The organism is Burkholderia sp. KBS0801, assembly GCF_005937855.2.
GTDB lineage: Bacteria > Pseudomonadota > Gammaproteobacteria > Burkholderiales > Burkholderiaceae > Burkholderia > Burkholderia ambifaria.
The window spans coordinates 387,699-402,581 of the sequence record NZ_CP042179.1 but is presented as its reverse complement, the minus strand read 5'-3'; the positions used below and the strand labels follow the sequence as shown (position 1 = coordinate 402,581).

Here is a 14,883-nt window from a genome sequence, read left to right as displayed (position 1 = left end):
AGATGATCATGGCGGAGCAACGTTTCGATTTTCACGGCGCGCACGGAACCCTTCTGTCCGGCCGGCTCGAAAGCCCACAGACCACGCCCCGCGGTTGGGCGATTTTCGCTCACTGCTTCACGTGCGGTAAGGACAGCGTCGCTGCGGCACGCATTGCCCGAGCCCTTGCGTTGAGCGGAATCGGCGTGCTTCGTTTCGATTTCGCTGGTTTGGGCGGTAGCGAAGGCGAGTTCGCAAACTCCACTTTCGCGGCAGATGTCGATGATCTCGTAGCGGCCGGCCGCGCCATGACCGCCTCAGGCCGCGCGCCTTCCCTGCTGATCGGTCATAGCCTCGGCGGAGCGGCCGCTTTGGCCGCCGCGGCCGATATGCCCTCGGTGCAGGCTGTCGCAACGATCGGCGCCCCTTCGAGCGTCGAACACGTTCTCGGGCTGTTCGGGAGCGATTCGCTCGCGCAAATCGAAGCTGACGGTGAAGCCGAGGTTCTGCTTGCGGGACGCCCGTTCACGTTCCGGAAGTCGTTTCTCGACGATGCGCGCCAACAAAAGCTGGAGGATCGCATTGCACGCATGCACAAGCCCTTGCTTGTGATGCATGCGCCCGGTGATCGCATTGTGGACATTCAGCATGCAACGCGAATCTTTGTCGCCGCGCACCATCCGAAGAGCTTCGTGTCGCTCGACGACGCCGACCATCTGCTGACTCGTCGGCCGGATTCGGACTACGTCGCGTCGGTGGTCGCGGCTTGGGCCGTACGCTACCTGCCCGCGGCAGCCGCCGATATACCCGATATTTCCGAGGGAGACGGCGTATTGGCCGAGGAAACAGGCAAGGGGCTGTTTCAGTTGGCCATGCGCAGCGGAAAGCATCAGTTCCTGGCCGACGAACCGGAGTCCGTTGGCGGGATGGCAAGCGGACTATCGCCTTACGAGTTCGTCTGTGCCGCGCTCGCCGCATGTACGGTCATGACCATGCGCATGTACGCGCGCCGAAAAGGCATTCCGCTCGTGCGTGCATCTACCCGTGTGACGCATAGCAAGCGCCCCGATCAGACGCCCGCCGACCTGTTCGCTCGGACGATCTCGCTCGAGGGGCCGCTCGACGACGAGCAGCGGCAGAAACTCCTGGCAATGCCGACCGGTGCCCCGTCGATTTGACGCTCGTCCGCGGCTCGGATGTCAGCACCACGCTCGAAATGGAAAGCGAAAAACTGGTGATCCAATCGAATGATTAGGACGTTCTCCTGACAACCACCTCATATCAACGAATTGACCATGAGATTAAAGGGTAAAACCGCCTTGATTACCGGCGCAACCAGCGGCATCGGTCTGGCTACCGCCGAGTTGTTCGTGCGCGAGGGCGCGCAGGTTGCGATCACCGGTCGCGACGAGGCACGGCTGAAGCGCGCGCGCGCCAAGCTGGGCGGTGCGATCACGACCATCCAGGCCGACGTGCGCAACAGCGAGGACATGAAGCGGATGGCTCGACAGGTCGCGGACGCCTTTGGCGACGACGGGCTCGATGTCTTCTTCGGCAATGCCGGTGTGGCGTTCTCCACGCCGCTGCTGACCACGGATGAGGCCCGCTTTGACGAACTGCTGGCAGTCAACGTCAAGGGGCTTTTCTTCTCCATGCAAGCCGTGACACCCGTGCTGCGCGATGGGGCGTCGGTGATTCTCAATTCTGCATGGCTCAACAACGTTGGCATGGGCGGTTTCTCGGCGCTTGCTGCCACGAAGGCGGCGGTTCGCTCGTTCGCGCGCTCGTGGTCCTGCGAATTGCTGGATCGCAAGATACGGGTCAATGCCGTCAGCCCCGGCGCGGTCGATACGCCAATCTTTGAGCTGGAAGGTGCAACGCCCGCGCAGCTGGCTGAGACGAAACGTCAGATGTCCTTACGTATTCCGGCCGGCCGCATGGGAGAGCCGCTGGAAATTGCCCAGGCCGTGCTATTCCTTGCCAGCGATGATTCGCGCTACATGATGGGCGCCGAAATCGTCGTCGATGGCGGATTCGCGCAGCTCTGAGAATTTGAGCCGCACGGAGCACGCAGCTCGCGGGCCAGCTTCGAACCAGGCCCGAATGTCCGACTTCGATCGAGCATGGTGGACGCCGCACACCCGGCGTCTCGCCTTGCCGGTGCGCTCATGCCTTCATACCTTTCGACCACACCAGGAGCAACGATCATGAAAACCGTCTATCGTGCGATGCAAATAACGCGCCCCGGCTTCCTTGAACTAGTGGAACGTCCGACACCCACACCGGGCACCGGCGAAGTGTTGATCGAAGTAGAGGCCTGCGGCATCTGCGGCGCCGACGTCGGCGACGTCGAAGGAGCCAGTACGGAAGTACAACCGCCGCGTGTGCCCGGTCACGAGGTGGTCGGACGCATCGTGGCGCTCGGTGCGCATGTTCCCTCCATCTGGAAGGTGGGTCAGCGCGTGGGGGTTGGTCGCCTGGGCGGACATTGCAACGAATGTGTCCAGTGCCGAAAGGGACACTTTCAGCTCTGCCAGAATCAACCTTTCGTCGGCGCAACATGCGACGGTGGGTATGCCGAAATGATGCTGGCACGCGCTACCGGGCTCGTATCTATTCCGGACGAACTCGATGCCGAGGAAGCGGCGCCGATTCTCTGCGCCGGCATCGCCACGTTCAACGCGCTGAAGAAGTGCGGTGCCGAAGCTGGCGACACGGTCGTCGTCCTGGGTATCGGCGGCTTGGGACATATGGCGCTGCAGTACGCACGCCGCATGGGGTTCCGAGTCGTCGCTGTCGGACGAGGCAACGACATCGCCGATGACGCGCTCGCGCTCGGCGCACACATCTACATCGACACCGAGCAGGAAGATGCAGTGGCCAAGCTCGGCAGCATGGGCGGCGCGCAGGCCATTTTGACCACGATCGCTCATCCGGGCACCGTGTCGGCGCTGATGGCTGGCCTCGCACCGCAAGGACGGTTGGTATTACTGGGCGCCGGCAAGGATCCGTTGCCTGTTTCGACCGGCCAAATGGTCGTCGGCGAGCGCAGCATGCTCGGCTCCATCACCGGCACGCCGTACGAAAATGAGTCGACGCTTTCCTTTAGCGTGCTCGCCGGGGTTCGTCCGAAGATCGAGGTCATGCCGCTGGAACAGGCCAACGACGCATACCGACGGATGAAATCGGGCGACGTCAAGTTTCGCATGGTCTTGACAACGAGTGCACACCGGAAGTGATTCCCGAATCAACAGAAAAAACGAGCAATGGCAACACTAATTCGATTGCCGGTTCGGCCCATATATCACGGTAGCGATCTTCTGGTCGAGATACTTGAAGACCATCGCACTGTCGACTTTCCAAACGTCGCTGCGATCCTACAAGATGCTCTCCATTCTGTCCGAGTGCCGCATCCAGATGGCCTCGATGATCCACGAAGCGCACTAACTCAGGATCGCTATTTCAGCTATTGGAAATGTGCTCGCGGCTACTATGAAATAGACGACCATATCTGGAGACTATCCGTCACCGCCTCAATCAACAACTCGTCCATAGTCGCGGACATCGAACTTGGCCACCGGGCGCCTTGCTACTAGCCGGGACCATCGCTGGCGGCCGCGAGAAGCGGCACGACCAGATCGCTGATCGGCGTCGGAATTCCGTGAGCTCGTCCGCATCGCTGCACCACGCCATTCCGGCAGTCCCATTCGAGGGGGCGGTTACCCTGCCGGTCGGCAAGAATGGACGTCCCCAAATCGGGTGGAAAGCGATGGAATCCGTCGACGATCTCCCGCGGCACTTCATCGCCCAGCTTCGCGCCCTCCGCACGGGCGACTTCGAGACATTCCCGCAGGTAGGCGAGCGACAGCTCGGTGATGTCGCTTCGCGAGAACATGCCGGCGCGGCGGCCCGTCAGCACCATGAGTCCCGCCACCGCGTTCTGCAAAAGCTTTCGCCACGCGAGCGAGACGAAATCGTCCGCCACCTCGACCGGGCATCGCGTGCCGCGCAATGCCGAGACCACCACGTTGCTCGCCGGCGTATCGGGCACAGTGAGCCGCGGTTTGCCGCGCAGCCACACCGACGCATCCGATTCGCGTTGCGCCGGAAACCACACGACCGACGGCACGATCGCCGCGCCGGCCACATATGGCGCGAAGGCGCCTGTTTGCTCGACGCCATTTTGCAGCACGCAGACAACCGTATTCGCATCGCATAGCGCCGGGATCCAGGGTGCCGCGCTCGCCACTTGCGTGGACTTGACCGCAACGAACACGAGATCGAACCTTTCCTTGACCGCTTGCGGATCGGTCCGCACGGGTCCGGGCACGACGATCTCGCCGCCATCGAAGCGCAGCGTCAACCGCTCGTGCGCCGAGCGGCCGCAGATCACCGGCGTGCGGCCAGCGTCATGAAGGGCCGCGGCGACGGTCGTTCCGATTGCGCCCGGACCGACAACGGCGACGGTCGGGTAGTCAGACTTCGTCATGGTGTTCATCCTGTCGAGTGATCTCCGAGATGCGGGCGCAGTGCGAGCGCGAGCGGAAAAATTGCCAGAGCGGTGAACGCGGTGGCATACGTGGCGGCCTGCACGCCGATCCTGTCGCCGAGGAAACCATAAAGGACAGGCGATATCGCGCCCGATGCGATCGTTCCCGTGTAGAAAATCGCGAATGCGCGCTCCGTGCGCTCGGGCGGGGACATCTCCGGAACGGTTCCGTACAGCACGGACGACGTGCCGTTGAGCATCATGCCCAGAATCGGCAGCAGCACCATGGTAAGCGCCAACGGCAGATACATCACGCCGATAATGCACGCGGCTGTACCGCCTTCCGTGAGTAGCACCGTACTCACCACACCCATACGCGCGCCAAGCCAGCCACAAAAGAATTTGCCGGCCGCCCCGCCAATGAAAACAAGCGCAAGGGCCGTTCCCAGCAGTTGAGGCGAGATGCCTTTTGCGTTGAGCAGGAAAGGTAGAAAGGTAAGCAGTCCCATGCGTACGGCCGTATCGAGCACGCCAATGGAAAACAGCGCGGAGAATCCGCGCCCCTCGGTGCCCCCGCGTTGAGCGGACGCTTGCTCTTTTGCCGCCGTCCTTCCCGCGCCACGTGGCACGGCGGGAAACCAGACCGCGATGCCGGCTGCAGCGACGCAGCCCAATCCGGCGACGACCCATAGCGCGTGCCGCCACGGCATCATGGTCACGAGCAGCGAAATGGCTGCAGGTAGCGCGGATTTCCCCAGATCGCCGGAAAAGTTGTAGAGGCTCAGCGGGCCTCTCGCGTCACGCCCATAGGTGCGGGAGATGGCGCCCGATGCGATCGGATGTTGCGTGCTGGATCCACCGCCCGATATCGCCAGCGCCACGCACAAACCGAGCAGGCCACCCGACATGCCGGCGATTGCATAGCCCAGTGCGGCGAGCAGCGTGCCGATCGCGAGGACGGCGCGACTGCCGAGGCGTTGCGCGAGACGTCCTGCCGGCAACTGCAGCGCCGCCATCGTGCCGGCATAGAGGCCGCGCAGGATAGCCAGGGCCGCGAAGTCGAGTCCGAACTCGGACTGCCAGACGGGCAGCAGCGCATAGATCATGTCCGTATAGCCGTCGTGGATTGCGTGTGCAATGCAGGATAGCCATAGCACGCGCGGTCGTGATGGCACAGCGTCCCGCGTGACGGGAGGAGAAAAAACCGGCAAGCGCATCGACATTCTCTCTGTACGAGTGGCTGATAGGAGCCGCTCGTGGTGTGTTCTTCAGGCTCGACGCGTCAATTTTATGGCCGAGGTATCAGCCATTTCAATTGAGCTAAAATCGCGTCAACGGAGAGAAAAAGTCACGTACGTCATGAGCGAAAGCCGAGGTGCTGCGAAGAATCGGGACGAGTTGCCGCCGCTCAATGCGCTGCGCGCTTTCGATGCGGTCGCGCGACACGGCAGCTTCGCGGGCGCGGCGGCGGAACTGCATGTCACCCATTGGGCCGTCGGAAAACAGATCCGGCTGCTGGAGGACTGGTTCGGCCTGCCGTTGTTCGATCGTCGTCCGCGCGGCGTCGTGCTGACCGACGAAGGGGCCGTATTGCTGAACGACGTCAGCCACGCGTTCGAACACCTCGGTACCGCGGTGGTGCGGCTGCGCCACAATACCCTCACGCACCGGATATCGGGCGTCGTGAGGGTGAATGTGCCGATGAGCTTCGCGTTTTGCTGGCTGCTGCCACGGCTTGCCGATTTCCATTCGCGGTATCCCGACATCGACGTCAGGGTGTCGACGACATCGCGCAAGCTGCGCTATGTCGCCGACGCTTTCGATATCGGTGTACGCTCCGGTCCGGAACAGGGTGCGGGCGTCGTATCGCGACCGTTGATGCCCGACCTGCGCGTGCCGGCCTGCAACCCCGCGTTGCTGCGCCAGCGTCCGATACAGAGCGTGGCCGACCTGCGCCATCACACGCTGCTGCATTCGGCCACGACGCGCTCCGCCTGGTCGCACTGGTTGCGGGAAGCGGGCGCTGCCGATCTGCGCGCAGCGCGTCATGTCGAATTCGATCATGTGAATCTTCAACTGGGTGCGGCCATCGAGGGGCTGGGCGTGGCGCTGGCGTCGCTGCCGCTGATCGGGCGCGATCTCGCCGAAGGACGCCTCGTGTGCCCCATCGCATCGCCTGTATGGCGCGCCGACGACTACACGCTGGTGACGAACGCCGATCGGGCCGACGATGCCGCGGTGTCCGCGTTCGAGCAATGGATGGAAGGCATGGCGAGCCAACAGGCTGGATAGGCTCGCAGATCAGGGCAGGCGGCACACCTTCCGTCGGCGCGCCCGTTTGCGCTGGCGCACGCGCGCAAGAGGCCGCGCGACGCGATTCCACCTTGCCGCTTCATATTTCCGAATGCCTATGCAGTAGGAATCGTGCCCCCATCAATCACATACTCCGTTCCGGTGATCGTTGCTGCGCGCGGGGAAGCCAGGAATGCAATGAGGTTCGCCACCTCGAAAAATTGATCCCCGGGATTTCCCAGAAGATGCTGGCCCAACAACTCCGGCAACTGGAATCCGATGGAATCGTGTCGCGAAAGCTGTATCCGCAAGTGCCGCCGAAAGTCGAGTACCGTCTAACGGATTGGGGGCAGGCTTTGTGTCCTGCTTTGGACGCGATGCTGAAATGGGCGGAAAAACGCGAAACCATGGTTGCGACGCCCGCTCCGGACGAGAACACTGACGACCGATTTTCGGTGGCTCCTCGCGCAGCGTTAGAATAGCGCCCCTTCTCATGGGAGACGAAAATGTCCTGGTTCATTTACGAAGTGCCCGAATACCACGAAGACGCCGCGCGCATCGAGCCCTTTAGCGACCTGCGTAGCCGTGTGCTGAAAGTCAGTGGCCCGGCCATGGCCGACGAACTGGAAAGCGTTCGCGAGAACGCCGCGGCGACAGCGGACACACCCGAGCGCCCCCTCCGTACTCCGGAAAATCCGCATGTCTTTCCGATTCCTTACGCGGACTCCATGATCCTGGTCGGATTCATCTTCGATCTGAAACGCGAATTCCGGCAACTGGTCGTGTCACCCGTGGAAATGCCCTGGCTGAAAGACGCGTAAAAGATGGTCGAAACGGAAGCCGACGGGAGCGTTGCTGCTGGTCCGGAGCCGGGTCCGGATATCCAGCGCACGCTTTCGGATACACATGCGTCGAATCGGAACCGCGCGTCGGGCTGAATCGAACTGCGCCATGCGGTATGACACGCTTGCCCCCAACAGCGAGCGCGCGCAGCACCATGTGGCCGCCACGATCGCAATGATCGACACGAACGCGCCGACAGTCACGCACTCCGATTCCACTCAAGCACGTCACGCCTCGTCTCGATACCCGTCGAGCCCAATTTCTCGCCGAACGCAGCTTCACATCGACAAAAAATAAGACCCGCGCGCGAGGTTGGATGCGCGTATGATGAATTTGCCCGAGTGCACGTAAGCGGCTTGACTGCTCACCCCGCCCCCGCCCCTCTCTCGCACGTGTCGTTGCCCCTTTCGCGTCACCCCGCCACGTGTTGGCGATCCGGAAAGAACGGGCTCATCCTCACGGTTCGTCGCCACGAGCGCCATCAGTTCGTGACGAGTTTTCGCAGCTCAGCGAACAATAATTTCAAATCCCGAATGGAAGGTGGCAATCATGAGCTGGTACTGCGATGTGGAGCACGAGCTGGCCAATATCAGGCGATCGATCGGATTGCTTGAGAAGACGCAACATGCGTTCGTCAACCGATCGTCCGTCAATGATCCCGCGTACTGGCGAGTCAAGCTCAACAAGCTCCGCTTGCGATTCGAGCGCAACAAGGTGCTCGAACTGCAGATGGATGAGCTTTTTGCTCGCCTCCAGCGAATCCAGGATGCGAGCTTCCACAAATAGAAGTTTGCCGCACGCGTGCGGGCCCTCGATAGTCGCGGCATTCACCCTGCATGACCCGGGAGCAACATCATGATTGACGCCAACCCGAACAGCACGTTTCGGCACCTGCCGCTCACACTCGAACAAGACGCGGAAATTCGTCATTACATCAAGCGGAAAAGTCAAAAAGGCGAACCATGGGACACGCGGGAGCTGGCGACGATGCTTCGGGACATGCTCGATCCGCCTCCGAACGACGACGAAGAGCCGGAGGCCGACATCGAAGAAACGAAATTGGCCTGCGAGTATGCATTGGCTTCGGTCGACGAAGCGATGGAATCCGTTTCCGCAAGCGAAGAGCGACAGGCAGTGATGGAAAGCGAGGAGATGAAGCGGCCGTGAATGTAGCGCGCCGCGATGGCCGCAGAAGCGGCGTTACCGTTCCTCAAGTTCAGCCAAATTGAGCGGCCAGCCATTCCTCCGCCCACTTCGTCGCATACGCAACTGCGTCATCACGCACATCGAAGCCGGCCAGGTCGCCGCTGACGTGCACTTCTCTCTCGTCGCCGTCCTCCAGAATCGTGATGATCCTCACGTGCGCGATGAATTCTCCGTCAGCCCTGCGCGGCGTCGGATCGATTCGGAACCGCGTCGAATTGATGAGCATTTGCCACCCCTCCGTGGCCGGTTGCCGTGAGCCGTGATCAACCTCAACGAGCAAGCAGAAGTTCAGTGTGCCCATCGGTGACCACGACGTTCGATCGCCGCCACGACAACACTGATCACATGGCGGGCGACACTCGCGTCGGTCATGCCCGCGTCGAGGTATTGGCGAACCTTCATGCTCTGCGATTGACGGGAGCCGTTCTCGTTGTCCATCACGAAAACGTTGGCACTCCCGGCATCAGCCATCAGCACAACGTGAATCGTCTTGCCGCACGCAATCGCTTGCATATTCAGGGTCACCATGGACGAGCCCGGTTTAGTCATTGGGATCTCAAGTATGCTCGTCAACATCCAGTCGTATTCGCCTATAAACCCCTCCTTTCCGGTCGTTTCATCGGCGATTCGTACCCGGTGAGCACATTCGGCTTATATGCGCGACTGCATCGGCTCGATATCGTGGTTCGTGCGCACGTTCATGCATGGAATGTCTCGCGAGCCCCGTTTCCAACCGGCACGCTAGGTACGTCTGACATACCGGTCCGACACGACCGAGCGCTGCTGGATCCATGCGACGGCGAGTTCCAGTGCTTCATTGCGCGCCTCCTGCGCATCGGCGAAGTCCCCATCGACGCCGAGCGTGCGTGTTTCGCCGGCGCGGTCGGTGACGATGGCCGATGCTGCGTAGCGGCCACCGCCGGTGGCGGTTACCACCGGCCGGACCTCGCAGCCGTGATACTCGATGACGTTGTCCGTTTGCATACGACACCTCCTGCATTGCATCGCCTGGGCGCGGGCCACACGATGTCGGCTGCCGCAAGCCCGACGCACGATGAAAAGCTTGTCGTTGAGATCGCGCAGTCAATCACTCAGCGCGTCCAGTAGCCGCCTCCCTGCTTCATCATCCGCCGTTGTCAGCGGTCTGCCGGCTGCGGCGTGGTGTATCGCTCGGGTGCAGCGCATCGAGGAACGTTTTGCCCTTCTCGGTCAGGTATGCGCGGCGTGCGCCTGCGGCGCAATGTTCGAGCATCACCAGTTGGCGCTCCAACAGTGCGTCGAGCTCGGCGCGATTCATATCGATCTGGTCCGGCGCCTGGCGAACCAGCATCAAGGTCGCAAATTCGTGCGGGCTGAGCATTTTGGTCTCCCATAAGACATCGTCCCAATGCAGGGGCACGGTGCAGAAAAGCGACGCGTCGTGCAGGCCGTATGGAACGGCGCCACCGCCATGCGCCGCGGCGTACTCGCGCGAGGAAGCGCGCCGGCGAGCCGTTGTCGTCGAGACAGCCTGCGCCGATGGTGCCGGGTCGCGCGCGTTGGCGGTTTGCACACGTCGCTGATCGTCAGCACCCCTGCTCAAGCGATCCATCGGTCGCTGCCGGTCGAGCGCCGCCAGCGATCGCGGTGATCTCGACGCTGTCGTCGGTGCGGCCGATGTGGAGAAAAGACTTCGTTGCGCATCGCGCGCAGGCATGCGGGAAAGCCAGCAAGGACGCTGGTCATCTGCCGGTGCAGGCGGTCGAATTCGCCCAGCAGATTCGTGCTGAAGAAAAGATCGCTCATGACTGGCTCCTTGAAACCGGAGGCCTCTCACGAAGAACGAACCGGACCACGCGCTCCAGTTCGCCCGTCCGTGGAAAAGCTCCGCCGACAAACAAATCGAAACACGCAGCGCTTATCGCGACTGCCTGAGCGATGCATAAAATAGCGCAAGCAACGGAAATTTCAAGAGGCCCTGCAACATGTCATCCGGGAGGCTTCATGGTCCTTTTCGATATGCTTCGGGAACAGATGGACAGCGTGCGCATGCCGCTCTTTGCCGTCACGGTCACGGCGGCCGCACAGGTCAATACCCCGCTCTTCGCGATACTCCACTGGCATGGATTCCGGCGCGCGACACCGCTCGTGCTGCCCGGCGTCGAGATTCCGCCGCGGCCGGTTCCGGGCTCGGCTTTCCAGATCGATGCACCCTGGCATAGCTTCGAGCACGTGGAAGCCATGCTGCTCGATGCCGCGTGGCAATCCGGCGCATGGGACGTGGAGCGCGTCGAGCGGCGCGGCTGCAACGTGATCGGCGCGAGCGCTGCCGAGGCGCTCGCGTGCCGTCAGGCGTTCGGCGACTATGGCGAGAACGCGGCCGACCCCTCGCAGCTTCTCGTTGACGAAACCGATCGCGACGAGCTGATGCAGCTTGCCGCACGCCGAGGCTACGTGCGCTGGCTGTTCCGGCCCGTCAAGGGAGGCGTGTGGCGCACGCTCGACGAGCCGGACGACACGCTCGACGCCGATGGCGGACGCGAGCCACCGTGTCCTGTGCCGCCTGTGCCGCGTCGCGCGAATGGGCGCGGCCGCACGGTTTACCGCCTCGGTACGGTCCATCGCATCCTGCTGCCACGCTGAAACAATTGGTTACAAAGAGGCGTTTTGACGCCTCTTGAAGGGCGCGACGGGCGCCTCTATTTCGCTATCCGCCAGACAGTGGTGCGGCTGCCCGGCGGCGACTCTTAGGTGTGAGGACGCCCGGCAACCGGATTCCTTTTTCGTGAACCTTCAATCGCTCAGGAGATGAGAATGCAGATTCGTCCCCTCTACGACCGGGTTATCGTCAAGCGAATCGAGACGCAGCGGACGACGGCCTCGGGCATCGTGATTCCCGACTCGGCCGCGGAAAAGCCCGAGCAGGGTGAAGTCGTCGCGGTCGGCAGCGGCCGGCTGCTGCAGGATGGAACGCTGCGCGCGCTCCAGGTGAAAGTCGGTGACCAGGTTCTCTTCGGCAAATACGCAGGCCAGACCGTCAAGGTCGATGGCGACGAACTCCTCGTCATGCGCGAGGAAGACGTGATGGGCGTCCTCGAGTCCGATACCGGCGCGTCCCGCAAGGCCGCCTGACATCCTGAGCCGGTCGCGAACGCCCGACGGGCCGTTCGCGCCGCGTTGAGTCAACGACTACCATCCGGAGCAACAACATGAGTGCAAAAGACGTCAAATTCCATGACAGCGCCCGCGCCAGCATCGTCAAGGGCGTGAACGTGCTCGCCGATGCCGTGAAGGTGACGCTCGGGCCGAAAGGCCGCAACGTGGTGATCGAGCGCAGCTTCGGCGCCCCCACCATCACGAAGGACGGCGTGTCGGTCGCGAAGGAAATCGAGCTGAAGGATCGCTTCGACAACATGGGCGCGCAGATCGTCAAGCAGGTCGCCTCGAAGACGGCCGATGTGGCCGGCGACGGCACGACCACGGCCACCGTGCTCGCGCAGGCGATCGTGCAGGAAGGCATGAAGCACGTCGCCGCCGGCATGAATCCGATGGACCTCAAGCGCGGCATCGACAAGGCCGTGGCCGCCGTGCTCGACGAGCTGCGCAAACTGTCGAAGCCGATTTCCACGAACCGCGAGATCGCGCAGGTGGGTTCGATCTCGGCAAACGCCGACGAGGCGATCGGCAAGATCATCGCCGACGCGATGGAGAAGGTCGGTAAGGAAGGCGTCATCACGGTCGAGGACGGCAAGTCGCTCGAGAACGAGCTGGATGTGGTCGAAGGGATGCAGTTCGACCGCGGCTACGTCAGCCCCTACTTCATCAACGATCCGGAGAAGCAGGCCGCGTATCTGGACGACGCGCTGATCCTGTTGCACGACAAAAAGATCTCGAATATCCGGGATCTGCTGCCGGTTCTCGAGGCCACCTCGAAGGCAGGCAAGCCGCTGCTGATCGTCGCGGAAGATATCGACGGCGAAGCGCTGGCCACGCTCGTGGTCAACGCGATGCGGGGCATCCTGAAGGTCGCGGCCGTCAAGGCGCCCGGTTTCGGCGACCGGCGCAAGGCCATGCTGGAGGACATCGCGATCCTCACCGGCGCGACCGTCATCTCGGAAGAAACCGGCAAGCAACTGCAGAAGGCGTCGCTCGAGGATCTCGGCAGCGCGAAACGCGTCGAGGTCCGCAAGGAAGACACGATCATCATCGACGGCGCGGGCGACCAGGAGCGCATCGAGGCGCGCGTGAAGTCGATCCGTACGCAGATCGAGGAAACCACGAGCGACTACGATCGCGAGAAGCTGCAGGAACGCGTGGCGAAGCTCGCCGGCGGTGTGGCCGTCATCAAGGTAGGCGCTGCCACCGAAGTCGAGATGAAGGAGAAAAAGGACCGCGTCGACGATGCGCTGCACGCCACGCGCGCGGCGGTCGAGGAAGGCATCGTGCCGGGTGGTGGCGTAGCGCTCCTGCGCGCGCGTTCGACGGCGACGAGCCTGAAAGGCGCCAACAGCGATCAGGACGCCGGCATCCAGATCGTGCTGCGCGCGCTCGAGGCACCGCTGCGCGTGATCGCGTCGAATGCCGGGGACGAGCCTTCCGTCGTCATCGCGAAGGTGCTCGAAGGCAAGGGCAACTTCGGCTACAACGCGGCCACCGGCGAGTATGGCGATCTGGTCGAGGCCGGCGTCGTCGATCCGACCAAGGTCACGCGTACGGCACTGCAGAACGCCGCATCGATTGCCGGGCTGATTCTGACGACCGATGCAACGGTTGCCGATGCGCCGAAGGACGAAAAGCCTGCGCAGGCACCCGCGCCGGAGCTCGAGTACTGACCTGCGGGTCTTGCACGCGCCGGCTAACAGTCGCGGCCGGCGCAATGCGTTCGGCGCCGCAAGTCGTTCCCGTCATGCGGCGCCGCTTTTTGTTGTGGAGCGGCCTTGACGTCCTCACCCGCCTAAAGGCGGAGGATTCCCACACCTGGCGATGCACGTCCGCATCGGAGAATGTTCAGCGCAGCGTTGATATCACGATCATGCACGACACCACAGCCATCGCAGGCCCACTCTCTCATTCGCAGTCCCGCGATACCTTTCGGCCGCGTCGTGCTGTCTTTCGACCCGCACGCCGAACAGGACTGGGTAGAACCGCTTTCGTCCACTTCCTCGAACGTGGCCCCGTGCGCGATCGCTTTGTAACGGAGCTTGTTTCGGAAGGACGACCAGGATGCGTCGTAGACGCTCTTCGCCATCCTGGTTCTGGCGAGCTTCGCGGCCGACACGTTGCCGACCGCGAGGTAATCGAAACGCCGCACCAGATCGAGCGCGAGCTTATGCTGGAAATCGGCACGGGCATTCGCGACCTTGGCGTGCAGCTTCGCGATATGCCGCTTGTGCTTTCGCGCCCGTTGCGCTTTCGCCAGCTTTTCCGTCGCGCGTCGACCGAACTGGTCATTGGGCAGCTTCTCGCCGGTCGAAAGTGTGGCGAAGTCTTTCAGGCCGAGATCGATGCCGACACCGGAACGGATCGGGCGGACCTGAACATCGGGCATCTCGATCACGATGTTGAGAAACCAGTTGCCACGCGCATCCTGCGCAAAGTTGGTCCCATCCTTGATCTTGCCTTCGGGAAGCGCCCGGCTGTTGAACACGCGGAAGGTGTTGCCGGCGAAACGGAACGCGTCACCCTCGCGCTTCAGGTCACGCCCCTTCAGCGGCACCCAGCCCAGCGATTTCCTGCCGCGATAGCGCAGGTAGGGCCGACGGTGCTGACTGCGCGACTTCGCATATTGCTCGCACGTCGCGTTGATCGTGCCGGAGTGGATGCCGAGCGCCTTGCTGCTCCCCGTCGTCAGCACGTTCAGATCGAATCCCGTCGGCCACTTCTTGCTCCACTTGAGCGCGTGCTTCTGCGTGTCGTTGCAGAAGTTCCAGACGTAGTTCACCGCACGGCTCTGCTTGTTGAGCAGTCCGTTGAGCGACTTCACGCGGTAGCGGTAGACAAGGATCATGCCGGTGATCCTAACCCGTGCAAGAAGCTGCCTGTCAACAGCACGCCTTTCCTTCCCGCCATCCGCCCCGAAGGAAGTCCCCTTGGGG

Annotated in this window: 18 protein-coding genes and 2 pseudogenes; 11 read left to right on the top strand and 9 right to left on the bottom strand. The window is 62.5% G+C overall.

The window, feature by feature from the left end; all coding sequences use genetic code 11:
- Positions 1-8 precede the first annotated feature (8 nt).
- The 3 genes from FFI87_RS31240 (at position 9) to FFI87_RS31230 (ending at position 3,218) form a co-directional block, all read left to right on the top strand.
- Positions 9-1,157, top strand: a complete 1,149-nt coding sequence (locus tag FFI87_RS31240) for a bifunctional alpha/beta hydrolase/OsmC family protein (protein WP_261378670.1) — start codon at positions 9-11, stop codon at positions 1,155-1,157.
- A 117-nt stretch (positions 1,158-1,274) separates the two neighbouring features.
- On the top strand, positions 1,275-2,027 hold the full coding sequence (locus FFI87_RS31235; protein WP_105787954.1) for an SDR family oxidoreductase: 753 nt from the start codon (positions 1,275-1,277) through the stop codon (positions 2,025-2,027).
- Positions 2,028-2,186: 159 nt separating this feature from the next.
- Entirely contained in the window at positions 2,187-3,218 is a 1,032-nt protein-coding gene (locus FFI87_RS31230) for an alcohol dehydrogenase (protein ID WP_012372473.1), read from the top strand.
- A 353-nt stretch (positions 3,219-3,571) separates the two neighbouring features.
- Here the strand turns inward: FFI87_RS31230 and FFI87_RS31220 are convergent, their stop codons facing one another.
- Together FFI87_RS31220 and FFI87_RS31215 are read right to left on the bottom strand one after the other, a co-directional pair.
- On the bottom strand, positions 3,572-4,468 hold the full coding sequence (locus FFI87_RS31220; protein ID WP_138850386.1) for an oxidoreductase: 897 nt from the start codon (positions 4,466-4,468) through the stop codon (positions 3,572-3,574).
- Positions 4,469-4,473: 5 nt separating this feature from the next.
- Complete coding sequence (locus FFI87_RS31215; protein ID WP_138850385.1) at positions 4,474-5,685, bottom strand: MFS transporter; 1,212 nt, start codon at positions 5,683-5,685, stop codon at positions 4,474-4,476.
- A 142-nt stretch (positions 5,686-5,827) separates the two neighbouring features.
- On the opposite strand from FFI87_RS31215, the gene gcvA reads away from it, so the two are divergent.
- Positions 5,828-6,760 (top strand): transcriptional regulator GcvA, encoded by a 933-nt coding sequence (gene gcvA / locus FFI87_RS31210; RefSeq protein WP_138850862.1) that lies wholly within the window; start codon positions 5,828-5,830, stop codon positions 6,758-6,760.
- 116 nt (positions 6,761-6,876) lie between these two features.
- Here gcvA and FFI87_RS34645 read toward each other — a convergent pair.
- Positions 6,877-7,017 (bottom strand): annotated as a pseudogene (locus tag FFI87_RS34645) (SDR family oxidoreductase); the annotation flags it as partial.
- Between FFI87_RS34645 and FFI87_RS31200 the strand changes: the two are divergent.
- From FFI87_RS31200 to FFI87_RS31185, 4 genes and pseudogenes are all read left to right on the top strand, one after another.
- Positions 6,973-7,242, top strand: a pseudogene (locus FFI87_RS31200) (winged helix-turn-helix transcriptional regulator); the annotation flags it as partial. The pseudogenes FFI87_RS34645 and FFI87_RS31200 overlap by 45 nt on opposite strands.
- A gap of 24 nt (positions 7,243-7,266) precedes the next feature.
- Entirely contained in the window at positions 7,267-7,581 is a 315-nt protein-coding gene (locus tag FFI87_RS31195; RefSeq protein ID WP_011661271.1) for a hypothetical protein, read from the top strand.
- 571 nt (positions 7,582-8,152) lie between these two features.
- On the top strand, positions 8,153-8,389 hold the full coding sequence (locus tag FFI87_RS31190; protein WP_138850384.1) for a hypothetical protein: 237 nt from the start codon (positions 8,153-8,155) through the stop codon (positions 8,387-8,389).
- 69 nt (positions 8,390-8,458) lie between these two features.
- Positions 8,459-8,770: a hypothetical protein gene (locus FFI87_RS31185; RefSeq protein ID WP_138850383.1), complete on the top strand. Its 312-nt coding sequence runs from the start codon at positions 8,459-8,461 to the stop codon at positions 8,768-8,770.
- 49 nt (positions 8,771-8,819) lie between these two features.
- On the opposite strand, the gene FFI87_RS31180 is transcribed toward FFI87_RS31185, so the two are convergent.
- The 5 genes from FFI87_RS31180 to FFI87_RS31160 all read right to left on the bottom strand — a co-directional run bounded on the left by FFI87_RS31180 (position 8,820) and on the right by FFI87_RS31160 (position 10,594).
- Entirely contained in the window at positions 8,820-9,035 is a 216-nt protein-coding gene (locus tag FFI87_RS31180) for a hypothetical protein (RefSeq protein WP_105831556.1), read from the bottom strand.
- A 62-nt stretch (positions 9,036-9,097) separates the two neighbouring features.
- Positions 9,098-9,337: a hypothetical protein gene (locus FFI87_RS31175; protein ID WP_011661267.1), complete on the bottom strand. Its 240-nt coding sequence runs from the start codon at positions 9,335-9,337 to the stop codon at positions 9,098-9,100.
- A gap of 213 nt (positions 9,338-9,550) precedes the next feature.
- The gene (locus FFI87_RS31170) at positions 9,551-9,793 is read right to left on the bottom strand and encodes a hypothetical protein (RefSeq protein ID WP_138850382.1); all 243 of its coding nucleotides are present in this window, start codon (positions 9,791-9,793) and stop codon (positions 9,551-9,553) included.
- A 139-nt stretch (positions 9,794-9,932) separates the two neighbouring features.
- A complete protein-coding gene (locus FFI87_RS31165; RefSeq protein WP_006751139.1) occupies positions 9,933-10,169 on the bottom strand; it encodes a hypothetical protein in 237 nt (78 codons plus the stop codon).
- A gap of 218 nt (positions 10,170-10,387) precedes the next feature.
- Complete coding sequence (locus FFI87_RS31160; RefSeq protein ID WP_050772575.1) at positions 10,388-10,594, bottom strand: hypothetical protein; 207 nt, start codon at positions 10,592-10,594, stop codon at positions 10,388-10,390.
- A 198-nt stretch (positions 10,595-10,792) separates the two neighbouring features.
- Between FFI87_RS31160 and FFI87_RS31155 the strand changes: the two genes are divergently transcribed.
- From FFI87_RS31155 to groL, 3 genes are all read left to right on the top strand, one after another.
- The gene (locus tag FFI87_RS31155; protein WP_138850860.1) at positions 10,793-11,431 is read left to right on the top strand and encodes a diguanylate cyclase; all 639 of its coding nucleotides are present in this window, start codon (positions 10,793-10,795) and stop codon (positions 11,429-11,431) included.
- Positions 11,432-11,602: 171 nt separating this feature from the next.
- Positions 11,603-11,920: a co-chaperone GroES gene (gene groES, locus FFI87_RS31150; RefSeq protein WP_006759515.1), complete on the top strand. Its 318-nt coding sequence runs from the start codon at positions 11,603-11,605 to the stop codon at positions 11,918-11,920.
- A 77-nt stretch (positions 11,921-11,997) separates the two neighbouring features.
- Positions 11,998-13,620, top strand: coding sequence for a chaperonin GroEL (gene groL, locus FFI87_RS31145; protein ID WP_138850381.1), 1,623 nt, complete (start codon positions 11,998-12,000; stop codon positions 13,618-13,620).
- A 122-nt stretch (positions 13,621-13,742) separates the two neighbouring features.
- Here the strand turns inward: groL and FFI87_RS31140 are convergent, their stop codons facing one another.
- Positions 13,743-14,795, bottom strand: a complete 1,053-nt coding sequence (locus FFI87_RS31140; RefSeq protein ID WP_138850380.1) for an RNA-guided endonuclease InsQ/TnpB family protein — start codon at positions 14,793-14,795, stop codon at positions 13,743-13,745.
- Positions 14,796-14,883 lie beyond the last annotated feature (88 nt).